Annotated in this window: 11 protein-coding genes; 6 read left to right on the top strand and 5 right to left on the bottom strand. The window is 52.6% G+C overall.

All coding sequences use genetic code 11. The features are described from left to right. Positions 1–66: 66 nt before the first annotated feature. The 3 genes from AC2YIT_RS00430 (at position 67) to AC2YIT_RS00420 (ending at position 5,976) form a co-directional block, all read left to right on the top strand. The gene (locus AC2YIT_RS00430) at positions 67–1,071 is read left to right on the top strand and encodes a DUF6242 domain-containing protein (RefSeq protein ID WP_487277900.1); all 1,005 of its coding nucleotides are present in this window, start codon (positions 67–69) and stop codon (positions 1,069–1,071) included. A gap of 128 nt (positions 1,072–1,199) precedes the next feature. Next, complete coding sequence (locus tag AC2YIT_RS00425) at positions 1,200–4,496, top strand: DUF1553 domain-containing protein (protein WP_487277899.1); 3,297 nt, start codon at positions 1,200–1,202, stop codon at positions 4,494–4,496. 7 nt (positions 4,497–4,503) lie between these two features. Further along, on the top strand, positions 4,504–5,976 hold the full coding sequence (locus AC2YIT_RS00420; protein ID WP_430843475.1) for a DUF1501 domain-containing protein: 1,473 nt from the start codon (positions 4,504–4,506) through the stop codon (positions 5,974–5,976). Between the two features lie 50 nt (positions 5,977–6,026). Here the strand turns inward: AC2YIT_RS00420 and AC2YIT_RS00415 are convergent, their stop codons facing one another. Continuing rightward, on the bottom strand, positions 6,027–7,787 hold the full coding sequence (locus AC2YIT_RS00415) for an ABC transporter ATP-binding protein (protein WP_487277898.1): 1,761 nt from the start codon (positions 7,785–7,787) through the stop codon (positions 6,027–6,029). A gap of 37 nt (positions 7,788–7,824) precedes the next feature. Beyond that, positions 7,825–9,582, bottom strand: a complete 1,758-nt coding sequence (locus AC2YIT_RS00410) for an ABC transporter ATP-binding protein (RefSeq protein ID WP_487277897.1) — start codon at positions 9,580–9,582, stop codon at positions 7,825–7,827. Positions 9,583–9,711: 129 nt separating this feature from the next. On the opposite strand from AC2YIT_RS00410, the gene AC2YIT_RS00405 reads away from it, so the two are divergent. Further along, positions 9,712–10,731, top strand: coding sequence for a helix-turn-helix transcriptional regulator (locus tag AC2YIT_RS00405; RefSeq protein ID WP_487277896.1), 1,020 nt, complete (start codon positions 9,712–9,714; stop codon positions 10,729–10,731). Here the strand turns inward: AC2YIT_RS00405 and AC2YIT_RS00400 are convergent. The 3 genes from AC2YIT_RS00400 to AC2YIT_RS00390 form a co-directional block, all read right to left on the bottom strand. After that, entirely contained in the window at positions 10,711–11,229 is a 519-nt protein-coding gene (locus AC2YIT_RS00400) for a hypothetical protein (RefSeq protein WP_487277895.1), read from the bottom strand. The two genes, AC2YIT_RS00405 and AC2YIT_RS00400, sit on opposite strands and share 21 nt — an antisense overlap. Before the next feature lie 489 nt (positions 11,230–11,718). Next, on the bottom strand, positions 11,719–13,056 hold the full coding sequence (locus AC2YIT_RS00395) for an amidohydrolase family protein (RefSeq protein WP_487277894.1): 1,338 nt from the start codon (positions 13,054–13,056) through the stop codon (positions 11,719–11,721). 82 nt (positions 13,057–13,138) lie between these two features. Then, the gene (locus AC2YIT_RS00390; protein ID WP_430843481.1) at positions 13,139–13,987 is read right to left on the bottom strand and encodes an AraC family transcriptional regulator; all 849 of its coding nucleotides are present in this window, start codon (positions 13,985–13,987) and stop codon (positions 13,139–13,141) included. Positions 13,988–14,239: 252 nt separating this feature from the next. Between AC2YIT_RS00390 and AC2YIT_RS00385 the strand changes: the two genes are divergently transcribed. After that, the gene (locus AC2YIT_RS00385) at positions 14,240–15,118 is read left to right on the top strand and encodes a DUF1684 domain-containing protein (protein ID WP_430843482.1); all 879 of its coding nucleotides are present in this window, start codon (positions 14,240–14,242) and stop codon (positions 15,116–15,118) included. Between the two features lie 60 nt (positions 15,119–15,178). Continuing rightward, a complete protein-coding gene (locus tag AC2YIT_RS00380; RefSeq protein WP_430843483.1) occupies positions 15,179–15,421 on the top strand; it encodes a hypothetical protein in 243 nt (80 codons plus the stop codon). The last annotated feature ends 3 nt before the right edge of the window (positions 15,422–15,424 follow it).

The following is a 15,424-nucleotide window of genomic DNA, read 5'->3' as shown; positions in this document are numbered from 1 at the left end:
TTCGTCTACATTATTTTTCCGGGTGCAGGTATTTGATTTCCTTTGGGTAACATCAAATGCTTTGTTATGAAAACGCTCAGAAACTTGCTCATAATCACCGTTCTGGTGTTGGCTTTGGTCTGCTTTACCCGCCACCGCGAGTCCATGCTCTGCAAACCCACGTACGCCTGGAAAGAAATCCTCCCGGCCGGAAATGGTTCGCATCAGTACGAATGGCAATCCGGCACATTCCCCATGGGGCTCGTACCGCACGTCGCATTTAACGGCAACCTCTGGATGGTAGGCCAGAAAGCGTCTTGGTCGTCGACAGACGGCATTACCTGGACGCGCCACGGGAAAAACGACTGGGGCGAACGCATCTGGCTGTCGGGTATTTACTTCGCCGGCAAGCTCTGGCAAACCGGCGGAATGCGCTACCAGGAAAGAGAGCTCACGGATGAAATCTGGAATTCGGAAAATGGCTCTGATTGGCAGAAAGTGGCCAATGGCAAATGGGGGCCGCGCAAAGGCCATGCATTGGTTGTTTTCAAAGACAAATTGTGGCTTTTCGGCGGTACTTCCAGAATATCGCGGGATTTCGAATCACTCGAAATGAAAAATGACATATGGTCGTCGCCCGATGGCCTGAAGTGGACGCAGGAAGTGGCGCAGGCACCATGGTCACCGCGCGATTTCCCGCAGGTAGTGGTCATGCGAGACACATTGTACATGGTAGGCGCGCAGGGAATGGCCGATGTGTGGCGTTCGGCAGACGGTAAAAGCTGGACGCAGCTCACAAACGAAGCCGGCTGGAAAAAGCGATACGACATGGGCGTGCGCGTATTCGACAGCAGGCTATGGGTATACGGAGGCCGTGATCTCAATCCCGATCACTACAAAGGCGCATTAAACGACGTATGGTTTTCTTCGAACGGTACCGACTGGTTCCGCCACGTCGATCATGCGCCATGGAGCCCCCGGAGCGGTGGTAGCAGCGTCGTATTCCATGATCAGCTGTGGGTTTTCAGCGGCAAGCACACAGGCGCCAACCCGGCTTGGAAAGGAGACGTTTGGGTGTTGCAAAAAAGATAGGGAGGCGATGATTGTCGCCCGTGGTGATATCGGAAAAATTAAATTAAAAACTTTAATCACAATATATGACTAAGAATTAGGGTGTCCCGGCTTTTAACTTCTGAAAGGTGCGTAAAGACAGGAAAACCATGAAGTTACGAGCGAAGAACTTTGCCTTTTTGAAGTGGGGAAAATGGGTGGCCGCGACCTGTGCGGGCATGCTCGTCCTGGCGCGCTGTGGCGTTGAAAAGCCGGAAGAGGTGAAACTCGCATTGAAGGAAATACCCTCGGAGCTGGATTTTAATTATGATGTCAAACCGATTCTCTCGGATAAATGCTTCGCCTGCCACGGGCCGGACGCTAAAAAGCAAAAAGGTGGGTTGCGGCTGGATACCGAGGAAGGGGCTTACAAAGCGCTAAAAAACGCCAAAAACGGACAGGGTAGTAAGCACCACGCGATCGTCCCAGGTGACCTGGCAGCCAGCGAGGTTTACAACCGGCTTGTTTCACAGGACCCGAATTTAAAGATGCCGCCGCCCGCCTCCAATCTCACATTATCCGCAAAAGAAATAGCGATACTCGCACGCTGGATCGAGGAGGGGGCTAAATACAAGCCGCATTGGTCATTCATCAAACCCGAAAAGCCGGCGGTACCGGCAACAAAGCAGGCCGGATGGGCTCGCACACCGATCGACCATTTCATTCTGGCAAGGCTGGATAAGGAAAAGCTGTCGCCTTCTTCCGAGGCCAGTCGCGAAGACCTGATCCGCCGGGCAAGCTTCGATCTGACAGGCTTGCCGCCGACGCTCACCGAAATTGACGCATTTGTAGCGGATCAGTCGCCCGATGCGTATGCGAAACTGATCGACCGCCTGCTGCAATCGCCTGCTTACGGCGAGCGGATGGCCAGCGAATGGATGGACGTGTCGCGGTATGCCGATAGTGATGGGTACCTCGATGACAAACACCGCGATTTTTCACCCTGGCGCGACTGGGTGATCAGCGCATTCAACCGTAATATCCCTTACAACCGGTTCGTGACGATGCAGCTGGCGGGCGACCTGTTGCCTGATAAAACCAAAGAGACCATCCTGGCCACGGCATTCAACCGCTTGCATAAGAAAAGCTCGGAAGCTGGGATCGTTTTTGAAGAATACCGGGTGGAGTACAATGCCGATCGCGTGCAGACGCTGGGGCAGGGGATACTGGGCCTTTCGGTGCAATGCGCCCGCTGCCACGACCACAAGTACGACCCCATCAGCCAGGAGGCCTATTATAAAATGTTCGGGCTTTTCAATAGCACCAACGAAACAGGAAGCCCCGTTTACGGCCCCGATCAGACGCCGGGCCCTGCCCTGTTGCTGACGAGCAAAGAAAATGAAGAAATGCTCCGTTTTTTCGACCGGAAAATCACGGGACTCAGCAACCGGCTCGCCCGGATTAAAGACAATTCGGAGGAAGAGCTGCGGAAATGGCAGGAAGCGGGCGGGTTATCCGAAAAACTGCTGGGTCAGAAGATCCGCGAGGGAATGGTCGCCTATTATCCTTTCGAAAAGGCCGTGAAAACTGCCGATGGCAAAGTGGTCATGCCGAATGCGCTCAATGCGAAACAGCTGGCGCAATGCAACGAAATCATTCTGAAACCCGGCGTGAAGGGTAATGCCTATTTTGTATCGGACTATAATTCCATCAAACTCGGGAACAATATCGGCTGGCATGAACGGACCGAGCCTTTTTCGGTTGAACTATGGATCAATCCGAATACGGTTTATCCGGATGCAGGTATTTTTTACCATTGCGAAGACTTGCGACTGGGTTACAAAGGCTACTCGTTGAGGCTCGCCGACAACAAGTTACAGTTTATCATTGCGCACTCCTACCCGCAAAATGCTATCCAGGTAAGCACCCTCGCCCCCGTACCTGTGAAGCAATGGACCAGGGTTACCGTCACTTACGACGGTTCCAGCAAGGCGTCCGGGGCGAAGATTTATGTAAATGGGGAGGCCGCAAAGACCGGGGTCGATTTTGATAATCTGTACAAAGGTATTTTGTATGAAAAGGATATTCATACTTATGGTTTTCAGGGGTTTATGGTCGGGCAGCGTAACCTGCTCATTCCTTTCAAAGACGGCGGGATCGATGAGCTGAAAATCTACGACAAATCGCTGACCGCTCTTGAAGTTTTATATAACCATAACCCCAAAAAAGCTGCTGAAATGCTGAAAATGCAGGTTTCGGCGGATCAGAAGTCGATGGTGAAGGAGTTTTACAATGCGCATTTCAATGCGGAAGCGCAAATGCTGAGAGACAGCCTGAAAACCCGGATGGACGAGCAAAACAAGCTGATCAACAGCGTTCCGGAACTGATGGTAATGGGCGACCTCCCCAAGCCGCGACCGACTTACCTGCTCATGCGCGGCGCGTACAATGCGCCCGGCAAGCGGGTGACTCCCGGTGCGCTGGATGCGGTTATGCCGTTCGAAGGGGAATTTCCCCCGAACAGACTGGGTCTCGCGCACTGGCTTTTCGACAAAAATAACCCGCTCACCGCGCGGGTGTTCGCGAACCGCATCTGGCAAATGCATTTCGGAAACGGTATTGTACGTTCCTCGGCCGATTTTGGCAACCAGGGTAACCTTCCGTCGCATCCCGAACTCCTCGATTGGCTGGCCGTCGATTTCATGGAATCCGGTTGGAATATCAAAAGGCTGCACAAACTCATTATGCTTTCGGCAACCTATCGGCAGACCTCCAAAGCCACACCGCAACTGCTTGAAAAAGACCCGGATAATGCATTGCTCGCAAGAGGCGCGCGGTTTCGTTTTACGGCTGAAATGATACGGGATAACTCGCTTGCTATCAGTGGATTGCTGGTGAACAAGATTGGCGGGAAAAGCGTTTATCCCTACCAGCCCGCCGGGCTCTGGGATGAGCTGAGCGATAAGGTATGGCGCTACAAATACCGGCAGGAGCCCGGTGAAGGATTGTACCGCCGTAGCCTTTACACGATCTGGAAACGAACCTCCCCGCCACCATCCATGCTGATCTTCGATGCGCCCGAACGCGGCGAATGCGTGGTGAAACGCCGCGCTACCGCTACCCCTTTACAGGCATTGGTATTACTCAATGACCCGCAGTATGTGGAGGCTGCCAGGGCATTGGCCGAGAAAGTTTTGCATACGTGTAAAACAGGCGGACAGGATGCAACGGCTTTGGCATTCAGACTGATAACGGGTAGGAAGCCTGACGAAACGGAGCAACGGATACTCGGGGCATTTTACGCCGACGAATTGAAACGTTTCCGCGCGAAGCCCGCGCAGGCACTCGAATACCTGCGTACAGGCGAGCGCAAGTGGGACACGACTTTGCAACCAGAGGAAATAGCCGCCCTCGCGACCGTTTCCAGTTCGATGATGAATACCGACGAGGGGCATACCCGCAAATAATATAGCTATGGAAGATCTGAAAAAGGTATTGACACAACTCAACCGCCGGGACTTTCTCACGAAGGCGGGACTTGGCTTCGGTTCCATCGCGCTTTCGAGCATTTTGCAGGCAGGTACTTCCCCCGGCGCCCGCAGAGAGGAGGGAGGAGGCGCTGAGTCGGCTGTGGCGCCGTTTGTCCGCGGGCCGCATTTTTCTCCCAAAGCGAAGCGCATTATTTATCTGTTTCAAAGCGGCGGGCCGTCGCAACTCGAAACATTTGACTACAAGCCTGCATTGGCCAAATGGCACGGGCAGGAAATCCCGGATTCGATCAAGTCTACGCAGCGGAATTCGGGGATGGTAGCAGGGCAATCGACTTTCCCGTTGGTCAAATCGATTTATGATTTTAAACAATACGGGCAGTCGGGCGCGTGGGTGAGCGAGCTTCTGCCTTACACCGCGGGTATTGTCGATGATTTATGCATTGTCAAATCGGTATTTACGGAGGCCATCAATCACGAACCGGCAGTGATGTTCGTGCAAACCGGTTCGCAGCAAAGCGGTCGGCCGTCGATGGGGTCGTGGCTGAGCTATGGGCTCGGATCCGATAATCAGAACCTCCCGCATTTTATGGTATTGATTTCCAAGGGCGTCACCGGTGACCAGCCTTTAAGTACGGCCGCCTGGGCGAATGGTTTCCTGGCGTCGCACCACCAGGGAGTGCAGCTGAGGGCCGGTAAGGACCCGGTGCTGTATTTGCAAAATCCGTATGGCGTACATAAGGAGGACCGGCGGCGTGCTTTGGACCGCATTAAAGAACTGAACGAGCACCAGTTTACGCTCTGGGGCGATCCGGAAATACAGTCGAAGATCAGCCAGTACGAAATGGCTTACAAAATGCAGACATCCGTGCCGGATGCGGTAAATACCTCCGACGAGCCCGATTATATCTACAAAATGTACGGTGAAGATGCCCGGAGGCCGGGAACGTTCGCCGCCAATTGCCTCCTCGCGCGTCGTATGGCCGAGCGCGATGTGAAATTCATCCAGCTCTATCACATGGGCTGGGACCAGCACGGCGATTTGCCTCGAAACATCGCGAAACAGGCCAGGGACGTCGACCAGGCGTCGGCTGCATTGGTAAAAGATCTCAAACAGCGCGGATTGCTGGAAGACACGCTCGTGGTTTGGGGCGGGGAATTCGGCCGTACGAGCTTTTCGCAAGGGAAACTCACCGCTGATAATTACGGTCGCGACCATCACCCCGGCTGCTTTTCGATGTGGATGACCGGCGGCGGCATTAAAACCGGGCAGGTCTACGGCGAAACCGATGAATTCAGCTATAATGTCGTCAAAGATGGCGTGCATGTGCATGATTTCCAGGCGACATTGCTGCACCTCTTCGGGCTCGATCACGAGAAACTGGTATTCAAACATCAGGGACGGCGGTACCGGCTTACCGATGTTCATGGCAAGGTGGTCGACGGGCTGATCGCCTAATGAGACACCAACTTCCTGAACATAGGACGGATGTCAGGAGCCTGGAAAATTTACAGTGCCGAATCGGCCTGGAAATAGGGGGCCTTGCTTTCGATCCGCCACCCGCCGCTTTGCTGCTGGATTCGATGCAGCCGATGATACAGGCCTTGCTTTTGCATGAGCGCCTCGTGACTGCCCTGTTCTTCAATGCGGCCTTCGCTGAGCACGATGATCTGGGTTGCATTGCGGATTGTCGCCAGTTTGTGCGCGACGACGATTACCGTTTTGTTCTTCACCAATTCCTGGATTGCCTGCTGAATGTAAATTTCGTTCTCCGGGTCCAGCGAGGCGGTAGCTTCATCCAGTAAAACGATCGGAGCGTCTTTGAGCAGCGCACGGGCAATACTGATCCGCTGCTTTTGTCCACCGGATAGCTGGTTGCCGCCTTCGCCGACGCGGGCATTCAATCCGTCGGGCATTTCCCAGGCAAAATCCATTACCCGGGCCTTCTCTGCCGCGTCGAGCACTTCCTCCTCCGTGGCGTCCAAGCGACCGAAGCGGATATTGTTATAAATTGTGTCATCAAATAAATACACCTCCTGGAATACCTCGCTCACGAGCGCACATACGTCGTCGGGGCGCATATCCTGCACATTCACACCGCCAATGCGGATGCTGCCCGATTGCACGTCCCAGAAGCGCGCGATTAGCGAGGTAATGGTCGTCTTTCCGGAACCCGACGGCCCTACCAGCGCGGTCATGCTCTTTTCCGCCACCGTGAACGAGAGATTTTGGAGCACATTCCGGCCGTCACGGTACGCGAAACTGACATTTTCGAATTCAATATCGAAGTTCACTGGCCGTAGTTCCCGTCCGGATGCCTGCACGGGCGTGCGCAAGAGCGTGACGATCCGGTCGAGGCTGATATTCATGTAGCGCAGGATTACATAGTCGACAAGCAGTATTTTGATGGGTTCGAACAGCCGGTAACCGACGATCAGAAATGTAATGAGTACCGGAACAGGCAGGTTGCCAGCGACCAGGTAGGTGAGCGCGAGGCTGACCATCAGCAGGAAACTCAGTTCGAGCACGAGCCCGGCTGTGAGGACGAATGGGCCCGGGATAGCTTCTGTTTTAATGCTTGCTTTGCGGAAATCGTCCAGCGCTCTTTGCAGCGTGGAGAACCGCTGGCCCGTCATGCCAAATGACTTTATATGCCTGATCCCCTGCACGTATTCCAGAAAGCGGGCTCCGGTTTCGTTGCGGGCTTGCACGTGACGATGGCCCTGTTTCACAACGAGATAGTCCGAAATGCGGATCAGCACCCAGGCCAGGGGCAATGCCGCGAGCAGTACCAGCGCGAGGCGCCAGTCGGTGGCAAGCAAAAAGGCCGATACAATCACCGTTGCGAACACAGCCCCGGCCATATTGCCGACGGTGTGACCAAAAATCAGCTCAAAATTGGCCACATCCTGTAAGACGACCGAAGCCAGTTCTCCCGGATCCCGCTGCTTGAAGGTACCCATCGAAATCCGTTGCAAGTGACTGCCCAAGGCCATTCGCAAGTTGGTGGAGAGTGTATAGGTCATATCGTTGCTGCGGACAATGTTTTTGACCGAAACAAAAAATTGCCCGGCAATGAATACCATCATGATACCCACATAAGTCCAGAGCTTCTGCGGATCAGGCGTGGGGGAGAACAATTCCTGGATAATGAGCAGTAGGAAGCCCGTCGGTACGGCTATGAAGAGGCTGTGCAGGAGTTCTAGCAAAATGCTTTTCCGCACAATAGCCGGTGCGGTCCTGAATGTATAAATGAGGTTTCGGATCATTTCTCTGATATTGGTTTTCCTATTTTGGAATGGTCGTTCATGAATTCAGTGCAAACTCGCCTGCCCGGGTGTGCGCGTGCCACATCCCCGTGTACATAGGGCATTCGGCGAGGAGTTCTTCGTGAGTCCCTTTGGCCACTATCGTTCCTTGCCGCATGACCACGACCTGATCGCAGGCGGTAATGGTACTGAGCCGGTGAGCGATTACGATTACCGTTTTGTTGGAAATCAATTTATTGAGGGCGGTTTGAATGAGGGACTCGTTCTCGGGGTCGCTGAACGCCGTGGCTTCGTCGAGTACGAGAATCGGTGCGTCTTTGAGGATGGCCCTCGCGAGCTGGATGCGCTGCTGCTCGCCGCCGCTGAGGTGTGCACCCGAATGCCCCCATGGCGTGTAATAACCGAATGGCATTTTTTCGATAAAAGTGTGGCACTGGGCGGCTTTGGCGGCCTGGATCACCTCTTCTTTCGTTTTGTCCATCCCCATACGGATGTTTTCAAAAATGCTTTGCTCGAACATAAAGCTGTCCTGGAATACAAATGCAATGTTTCGCATGAGCTCTTCCGGTCTGACATTGCGGATATTCTGCCGGCCGATCAGGATCGCACCGCTATCGACATCCCAGAAACGCGCGACCAATTGTGCGGCCGTAGATTTGCCCGAGCCCGAAGGTCCAACCAGTGCGGTAATAGTGCCTTGCGGAACGTCGAAACTGACGTTATCCAATGCATACTGGTGTTTTTGATAACCGAATGAGACGTTTTTGAACCGTATGCTGAAATCGTTATCCAGATATGCATCCCCCTCTGCTTCCTGTTCCTGGGCAAAGAGTATTTCATCGAGCCGTTTCACGCCGTGGTTGATCACCGAAATTTGAGGGCCCAGTGTGCTGAGCGCAAAAAGCGGGCGGATATAACCGACGCCGAGAATGAGGAACAGGAAAAGCGTCGACAACGTAATGCCATGGGAGAAATACAGGTAGAGCCCCACAGCAAGCACCGGCAGCGTGGCGTTGCTGATAAAGCTGATAAACACCCCGAATGCAGGCGATGCCGTGCTGTTGTAGGCAATCACCATTTGCTTGAAGCGGAGCACGACCTGGCTGTATTTATCGAAGCGCTCGGCATTGTGCCCGAATATCTTGATCACGGGCATCGCCCTGACGAACTCCACAATCCCGGCATTCATCGATTCCAGCGAACTATGATACTCCGTGAGCAGGGCTTTGAATTTCTTGCCGAACATAAAAGGCATCATTACGGCCAGCATAATGATGGGAATGCAGCTTGTGAGTGCCAGTTGCCAGTTCACCGTAAACAAATAGCCGAGCGTAACCACCGGCAACGCCACGCCTTTGACGAGATCGGGAATGCTGTGGGCGATGAAGTTTTCGATACGCTCCACATCGTCGGCGAGGATTTTTTTCAATGCGCCTGAATTCGACTGATTGATGAAACCCAGCGGCAGCCTCCCGAGTTTATCCGCCATTTGCCGGCGCAGCTCGTACAGGATGTTGAACGCCGCCACGTGCGAAACCATGCCCGACGCGTACAGCAGCACGTAGGCGGCGATTGCCGCAAATACCGACCGGTAAATGTAAAGTTTCACCAACCCTATTTCCATCGGTGTCGACAGCAACGCATCGATAATGGAATAGACCAATGCGTAGGGAACGATGGAAAGCAGCGCGTGCGCCACCGCCAGTACACCGGCGATGATCAGCAGGTTGCGTTTGGTGCCTGCAATTTCCAAAAGCCGGGCAATCCCGCTTTTTGGTTGATTTTCATGGCTCATAGAACTGAATTAAAATGGAAGCTTGTTGATAAAGTGGCTTAAACCGTTGTAGTTTTGGTCAAAGGTGCGGCCATTCAGCGGAAGCATTTTTACATAATCCGGATAGCTTTTAACACGAAAGGGATTATTATGGGAATGAGTATTTGTCACAACGAAGGACCATGGGTGGAACTGCGGGCGTTGGATGGCGCGGAACATCTGGAGCAGCCGAGCGTCGGCCCCGGCCCGGCACTGGTCACAGAGCACAGGCAAAAACACAGCTTTTTCTTCGGCGACGCGGAGATTGTTGAGATCACTCTGCCGGATATCTACATTATATACGGGGATATTGCCTTACAAAAGCACCGTCTTCGGTTCCGGACAACAGATGCACCTGATTTCGTGGAGTTGCATTTCAGCATTTCAGGCGGCGGACGACTCGAGAACTTCATCAGCGGACGCTCCTACCGGTTCAGTTCTCAGGAACACAATATCATCTACGAGCCGGCATTCGACGGCACGGGGCAGTTCAACGAGAGTGGCGGATATAAATTCCTGGAACTCCATTTCCGGAAAGAGTACTTTATCAGCGCCCTTTCCGGAAACGGCGAGATGATCGACCGGTTCTGCGAGCACGTGGCCGCCGGGCGTTTCGCGACTTTGTCCGAGTATAACATGGCCATAACGTCCGAAATCCGGCAATGTGTGTCGGATATTATCAACTGTAATTTCAAAGGAGGCTTGAAATCGCTTTTCCTCAATGCGAAGTGTCTGGAACTCCTCACATTGCAGGCCAGGGCGAGCCAGGCGTTTGGAAGAGAGCGGGGACAATCGGTACTAAAGTCCCAATACGACGTTGATTCCATTCACCACGCGAAGGACCTGTTGCTAGCCAACACCGATCAGCCCCTGTCGTTACAGGAGCTGGCCAGGCAGGTCGGAATCAACGAATTCAAACTGAAAAATGGCTTCAAAGAGCTCTACCAAACCACGGTTTTCGGTTATCTGAGTGACGTGAAGCTGCACAAAGCAAAGCAGCAACTGCTCGAAGGTGTACCGATCAAAAACGTGGCGGAAGCGCTGGGGTATTCTTCGGTACAGCATTTCAGCAATGCTTTCCGAAAGAAATTCGGAGTGCCGCCTGGGAAATCAGTTACCCTTTTCAGGTAAGTAGTAGAAGCCAAGATAGGCGATCTTCCATTTTCCTTTCTCCTTTTCCAAAATCCGGATATCCACCGAGCGACCGAGCAGCTTGCCCGTATTTTTGTCGGAAGAGATCTGGTCGGAGGTGTACCAGGCCACATCGCCGTAAATACGGAAATTTTCGTTGCTCCGCGCGACGACGGCCGTTTGCCAAACGGTTTTGTTCTCGTCGAACTGCTTTTTCTTCAAACTGTCGAGCTGGGCGAAGCTGTTATAGATCCGTACTTTTTCCGGGAAACCGTCCCAATAACCATGTTCGCGGAAATAGGGTTTGGTAACATACGTACTTTTCCATGCAGCGTAATCCTGCTTGTAATAGGCAGTCGTTTCCTGGACAATGACATCCCGGATCGCTGCCTTTTCGCGCTCCAGGGCTGTGTCCGACATCTGCCGATGACAGGCTGGCAGCGCCAATAATCCTAACATGGCAAGGCCCGTTCCAATTTTCCAGATGCTGTGTTTCATAGCGATGATTTTTAAGTGTTCAGTGTTTAAACTAACTGAGCACGAAACTATCGCGGCGCCGGAAACCGGGATGAATTTAATTGGATGAAATGTAGCAGGTTACGCTTGATAAGTGGTAAATGCGAAAGGAACCGTTGGCTTGATTAGCCAGGCCTGGTCATTGATTGTCATTTGTGGTCAGGTGTAGTCAAGGGTGGCAAGTGCAGTCATGTATGGATATTGATAGTCATTTTTGGTCAGGTGTAGCCAGGTTTTGTCAGGTGTGGTCATTTGTGGTCAGGAATGGTCATGAGTGGTCAGGTATAGTCAGATTTAGTCAAGAATAGTTAAATGCGTCATCGGAATCGCATGGCGATGTAACATAGGTGGCATCGATCCTACCTAGTGTATTGGGTTCTCTTCACGCTTGCTCATGGATGATCAATCAATGACAACACCTGACCACAAATGACTATCAATGACCACCCCTGACCGCCCCCGAACCACGATTCAGTTCCGATAAACCGGATTCCCGCGGTGCACAAGCGCTTTCACGGGTGAAATGCGCGCAACAGCCTCGGCGGAACAACTCGCATCTACCAACACCACACTCGCTTCGTCGCCAGCCTTGGGCCATTGCTGCTTTCCTTTTTCGTCGAGCGGAAGAATACCGCAGGTTGCCAGTTTGAGGCAGCGCGACAGGTCGAGTTCCGTCGATTGGCCGTAAAGCTGTGCCATCAAATTCGATTTTTGCAACACGCTCCCGGACCCGAATGTGTTCCAATGGTCCACAATGCTGTCGTTGCCGGTCATAACCGTCACGCCATGGCGGTAAAGGGTCGGGATGGGCATAATGGTGCTGCCAAACGGAATAGTCGAGATCACGCCCACACGTGCATGCGCGAGCTTTTCTGATACTTCTTCCAGTTTTGGTTTTTCGAGCCGGGCAAGTACGAAGCAGTGGCTGAGGAATGTTTTGCCGGCGAGCGCCGGGTTTTCAATAACTTTCTGCGTCAGGTATTCGACCGTCTTTAAACCCGGCTCACCACCTTCATGCAGGTGGATATCAATGCCTTTACCGTGATCGAGGGCTAGTTGGACGATGAAGTCGATCTGTTTCTCGACGCTGCCATCGATGGCGTTCGGATCGAGACCGCCGATGAAGTCGATATCCATCGCGGCGGCTTCCTTCATCCATTGCTCTGAATGCGAATAGAAAACCCCGTGCTGCGGAAAAGCGACGAGCTCTGTTCCGAAACTATCTTTCTTATTTTCAATGGCTTTTTGCAGGTTCTTTAACGAATCCAGCTTCGAGGTCGGTTCGATATTGACGTGGCTTCGGGCGAAATTCGTTCCTTTGGATTGCAGTAGTTCAATGATCTTTTCGGCCCGGTAGGTGGACGTTTTCAGGAGTTCGGGCAAAGTTTTCTGCTCGAACGCAATCATATCCTTCACCGAACGGTTTTTCGCCAGCCGCGCTTTCCAGGGGCCGCCATAATAGGTTTTGTCCAAATGAATATGCATATCCCTGAACGCCGGCAGCATCAGTTGCCCTTTGGCATCGGTAGCATCGGCTTTGGGATCGTTGGGCAGCACGGCTTTGATCTTCCCGCCTTCGATCTCTACCCGGAAAAGTCCGGTTTCGGTGGCGATCACCTCACCGTCCTCATACACAAAACCCGTTTCCAGGCGCACGTTTTTCAGCATCCATTTCTTCGCAGGTTTACTGGCTGTTTCTGCCGGTTGCGCCGCACCGGATGCGAATGCTCCTGCTTTCTTGACGAGTATTTCGCCTGCCAACAATAGACCTGAACTTTGAATGAACGTTTTGCGGGAAATAGACTCCATATGCCTGGGGTTAAGGTTTAAGCAAAGTTAACCCCGGTGGCGCGTTCGAACGATGCGCTATTTATGCCAAAACTTGTAGGATTTATAACGAATTCCGAAAGGCGCGGGGCGAAGAACCTGTCTGGGCTTTGAAGAAATTGGAGAAATGAGGAAGATCACTGAAACCCAGTTCAAAAGCAATCTCCTTGGCCGATTGCCCCGAAACCAGCAGCAAGCGCTTCGCCTCCAAACCCACGCGGTTGTGAATCAGATACGTGGCGGGTACATGCAAGTGCCTTTTGCAGAGAATATTAAGATAGTTGGGGGAGATGTTGAGCTGGTCAGCATAGAATGCGACGGTCTTGTGGGTCTTGAAATGGGTATCCACCAGTGCGTGGTATTTGAAAAGGATCGGATTGGCCCGGTAGGTGCCGATATCCTCGTAAATGCGTTCGGCTTCTCGGCTTACAAGTTGCAAGGCCACCCGGCTGCGAAGTTGTACCATATCCCAGTCTACCAAAGGCATGCCCAGCTCGCCTTCCAGAGTTTCCAGCTCATAGCACAATGCCTGGAAAACAGCTCGCGGCAGATCGATCACCTGGTGGTTCCGGTAGGATATAAACGACAGTCGCAGAAAGTTAGAAGAAGTCTCGAAAGCACGTCGCCCTACCATCAGCTGAAATCCAGATGTGGCTTCATCGAGTTCCCAGCGATGGACCTGGCCAGGAAACAGCAAATGCACCTGTCCATTGGCAACCGGGTAATCGACGAAGTCGATCGAATGCGTCCCGCCGCCCTGCTTCACGACAAAAAGCATGAAGAAATCGTGCTTGTGCGGTTTATCGATCCGGCTTTTACCATCGATCTCATGGCGCAAAAGCTTGTAACCCGACTCCGTGGAAGAGTCGAAAGCATCGATGCCAAGAGTCGGAAACGCCGGTTTAGTATTCATAGGTTGAAATTACAAAAAATGGCGCTAGGGGGTTCCCGCTTCTTATTGTAAGGTCAAAGGAGGGTTTGCAGATGACGCCGGTCCGGGGAACTGTTTGCGGTTAAATTTCTCTGAAATATTAAACTATTAAATTGGTAGATTAAATAGTTTAACTAATTTTGTGTACCAGCCACCAACAAATTGCGAATTCTGATGCGCCACGGAGATCCGCCGGTGCAGGAATGGGTATGTATCATTTAACAAACACCTGAAATGAAAAGGCATGTTTATCAATTAGTGGGGCTGGCGGCGGCATGGGTTTTGTCTGCATTTGCGGCAACCGACAATACTTACGAAGAGCAGATCCGCGATTGGCACCAGAAACGTGTCGAGAGCCTGAAAGCGGAATCGGGCTGGCTGAACCTGGCCGGGCTGTTCTGGTTGAAGGAGGGCAAAAACACATTCGGTAGCGCGGCGGAAAACGATATCCTCTTTCCGGAAGGTAAAAGCAATGCGTTCTTGGGTGAATTTGTGCTTCAAAACGACAAAATCACGCTCAGAGCGAAGCCGGGCGCGCAAATCTTCAATGGCGACCAGCCGGTCACCAAGCTGGATATTTTCCCCGACGGCAAGCCCGTTACATTGAAACATGGTCCGCTGAGGTGGTTTGTGATCAAGCGTGGTGAGAAATATGCGATCCGCCTGCGCGACCTGGAAAGCGAATACCTGAAAGATTTTACAGGTATTGAAAGGTACCCTGTGCAGGAAAAATGGCGGGTTAAAGCGCGTTTTGTGCCAACACAGGGCCGCACGGTGTCGATTACCGACATTACGGGCCGTATCGATAACCAGGTCTCGCCCGGTAAACTCGTTTTTAATGTCGATGGCAAGGAATACAGCCTCGACGCCGTCGGTAAGCCTGAAAACCTGTTCATTATTTTCGCCGACCAAACCAACAAGCACGAGACTTACGGCTCGGGCCGCTTCCTGTATTCTTCCGTCGAGGCTGATGGTACCGCATGGCTGGATTTCAATAAAGCCATCAACCCGCCTTGTGCATTCTCTCCGTACGCGACCTGTCCGCTTCCCCCCAAGCAAAACAAGCTGACGCTAGCCGTCTCAGCAGGTGAGAAGCGCTACGGAGACCACTGATCTGACTCCGGATCTATAAAGTAATAAACTAATACTCATGAACGACTAAATGCAAGCTATATGAAGACCTATCAACTCAAACTCACATATCCCGAAACGTTGAGTGTGCACCACATCACATCGTTGGTGGAATCGGTAAAAGGCGTACGGATCCAACGATTGAATATCATCGGGCGCGGGCGCGAGTTTGTGGGCGTGCTCGTGGTGGAAGCGGCGGGGCTGCTGCATTACGATTCGCTTGTGGAACGGCTGCGTTCGCGCCGGGAAGTGTTGCTCGATGAACCGGAGGTTGTGCCGCTTTGACGA

The organism is Dyadobacter sp. SRI_021, from assembly GCF_057586235.1.
The sequence above is the reverse complement of the archived record's forward strand: the minus strand, read 5'-3'. Positions and strand labels throughout refer to the sequence as shown.

What these genes read in the sequence shown, in the direction of transcription:
- AC2YIT_RS00430 (WP_487277900.1), top strand. Translation starts at nt 67, where the DNA reads ATGAAAACGCTCAGAAACTTGCTCATAATCACCGTTCTGGTGTTGGCT.
- AC2YIT_RS00425 (WP_487277899.1), top strand. Translation starts at nt 1,200, where the DNA reads ATGAAGTTACGAGCGAAGAACTTTGCCTTTTTGAAGTGGGGAAAATGG.
- AC2YIT_RS00420 (WP_430843475.1), top strand. Translation starts at nt 4,504, where the DNA reads ATGGAAGATCTGAAAAAGGTATTGACACAACTCAACCGCCGGGACTTT.
- AC2YIT_RS00415 (WP_487277898.1), bottom strand. Translation starts at nt 7,787, where the DNA reads ATGATCCGAAACCTCATTTATACATTCAGGACCGCACCGGCTATTGTG.
- AC2YIT_RS00410 (WP_487277897.1), bottom strand. Translation starts at nt 9,582, where the DNA reads ATGAGCCATGAAAATCAACCAAAAAGCGGGATTGCCCGGCTTTTGGAA.
- AC2YIT_RS00405 (WP_487277896.1), top strand. Translation starts at nt 9,712, where the DNA reads ATGGGAATGAGTATTTGTCACAACGAAGGACCATGGGTGGAACTGCGG.
- AC2YIT_RS00400 (WP_487277895.1), bottom strand. Translation starts at nt 11,229, where the DNA reads ATGAAACACAGCATCTGGAAAATTGGAACGGGCCTTGCCATGTTAGGA.
- AC2YIT_RS00395 (WP_487277894.1), bottom strand. Translation starts at nt 13,056, where the DNA reads ATGGAGTCTATTTCCCGCAAAACGTTCATTCAAAGTTCAGGTCTATTG.
- AC2YIT_RS00390 (WP_430843481.1), bottom strand. Translation starts at nt 13,987, where the DNA reads ATGAATACTAAACCGGCGTTTCCGACTCTTGGCATCGATGCTTTCGAC.
- AC2YIT_RS00385 (WP_430843482.1), top strand. Translation starts at nt 14,240, where the DNA reads ATGAAAAGGCATGTTTATCAATTAGTGGGGCTGGCGGCGGCATGGGTT.
- AC2YIT_RS00380 (WP_430843483.1), top strand. Translation starts at nt 15,179, where the DNA reads ATGAAGACCTATCAACTCAAACTCACATATCCCGAAACGTTGAGTGTG.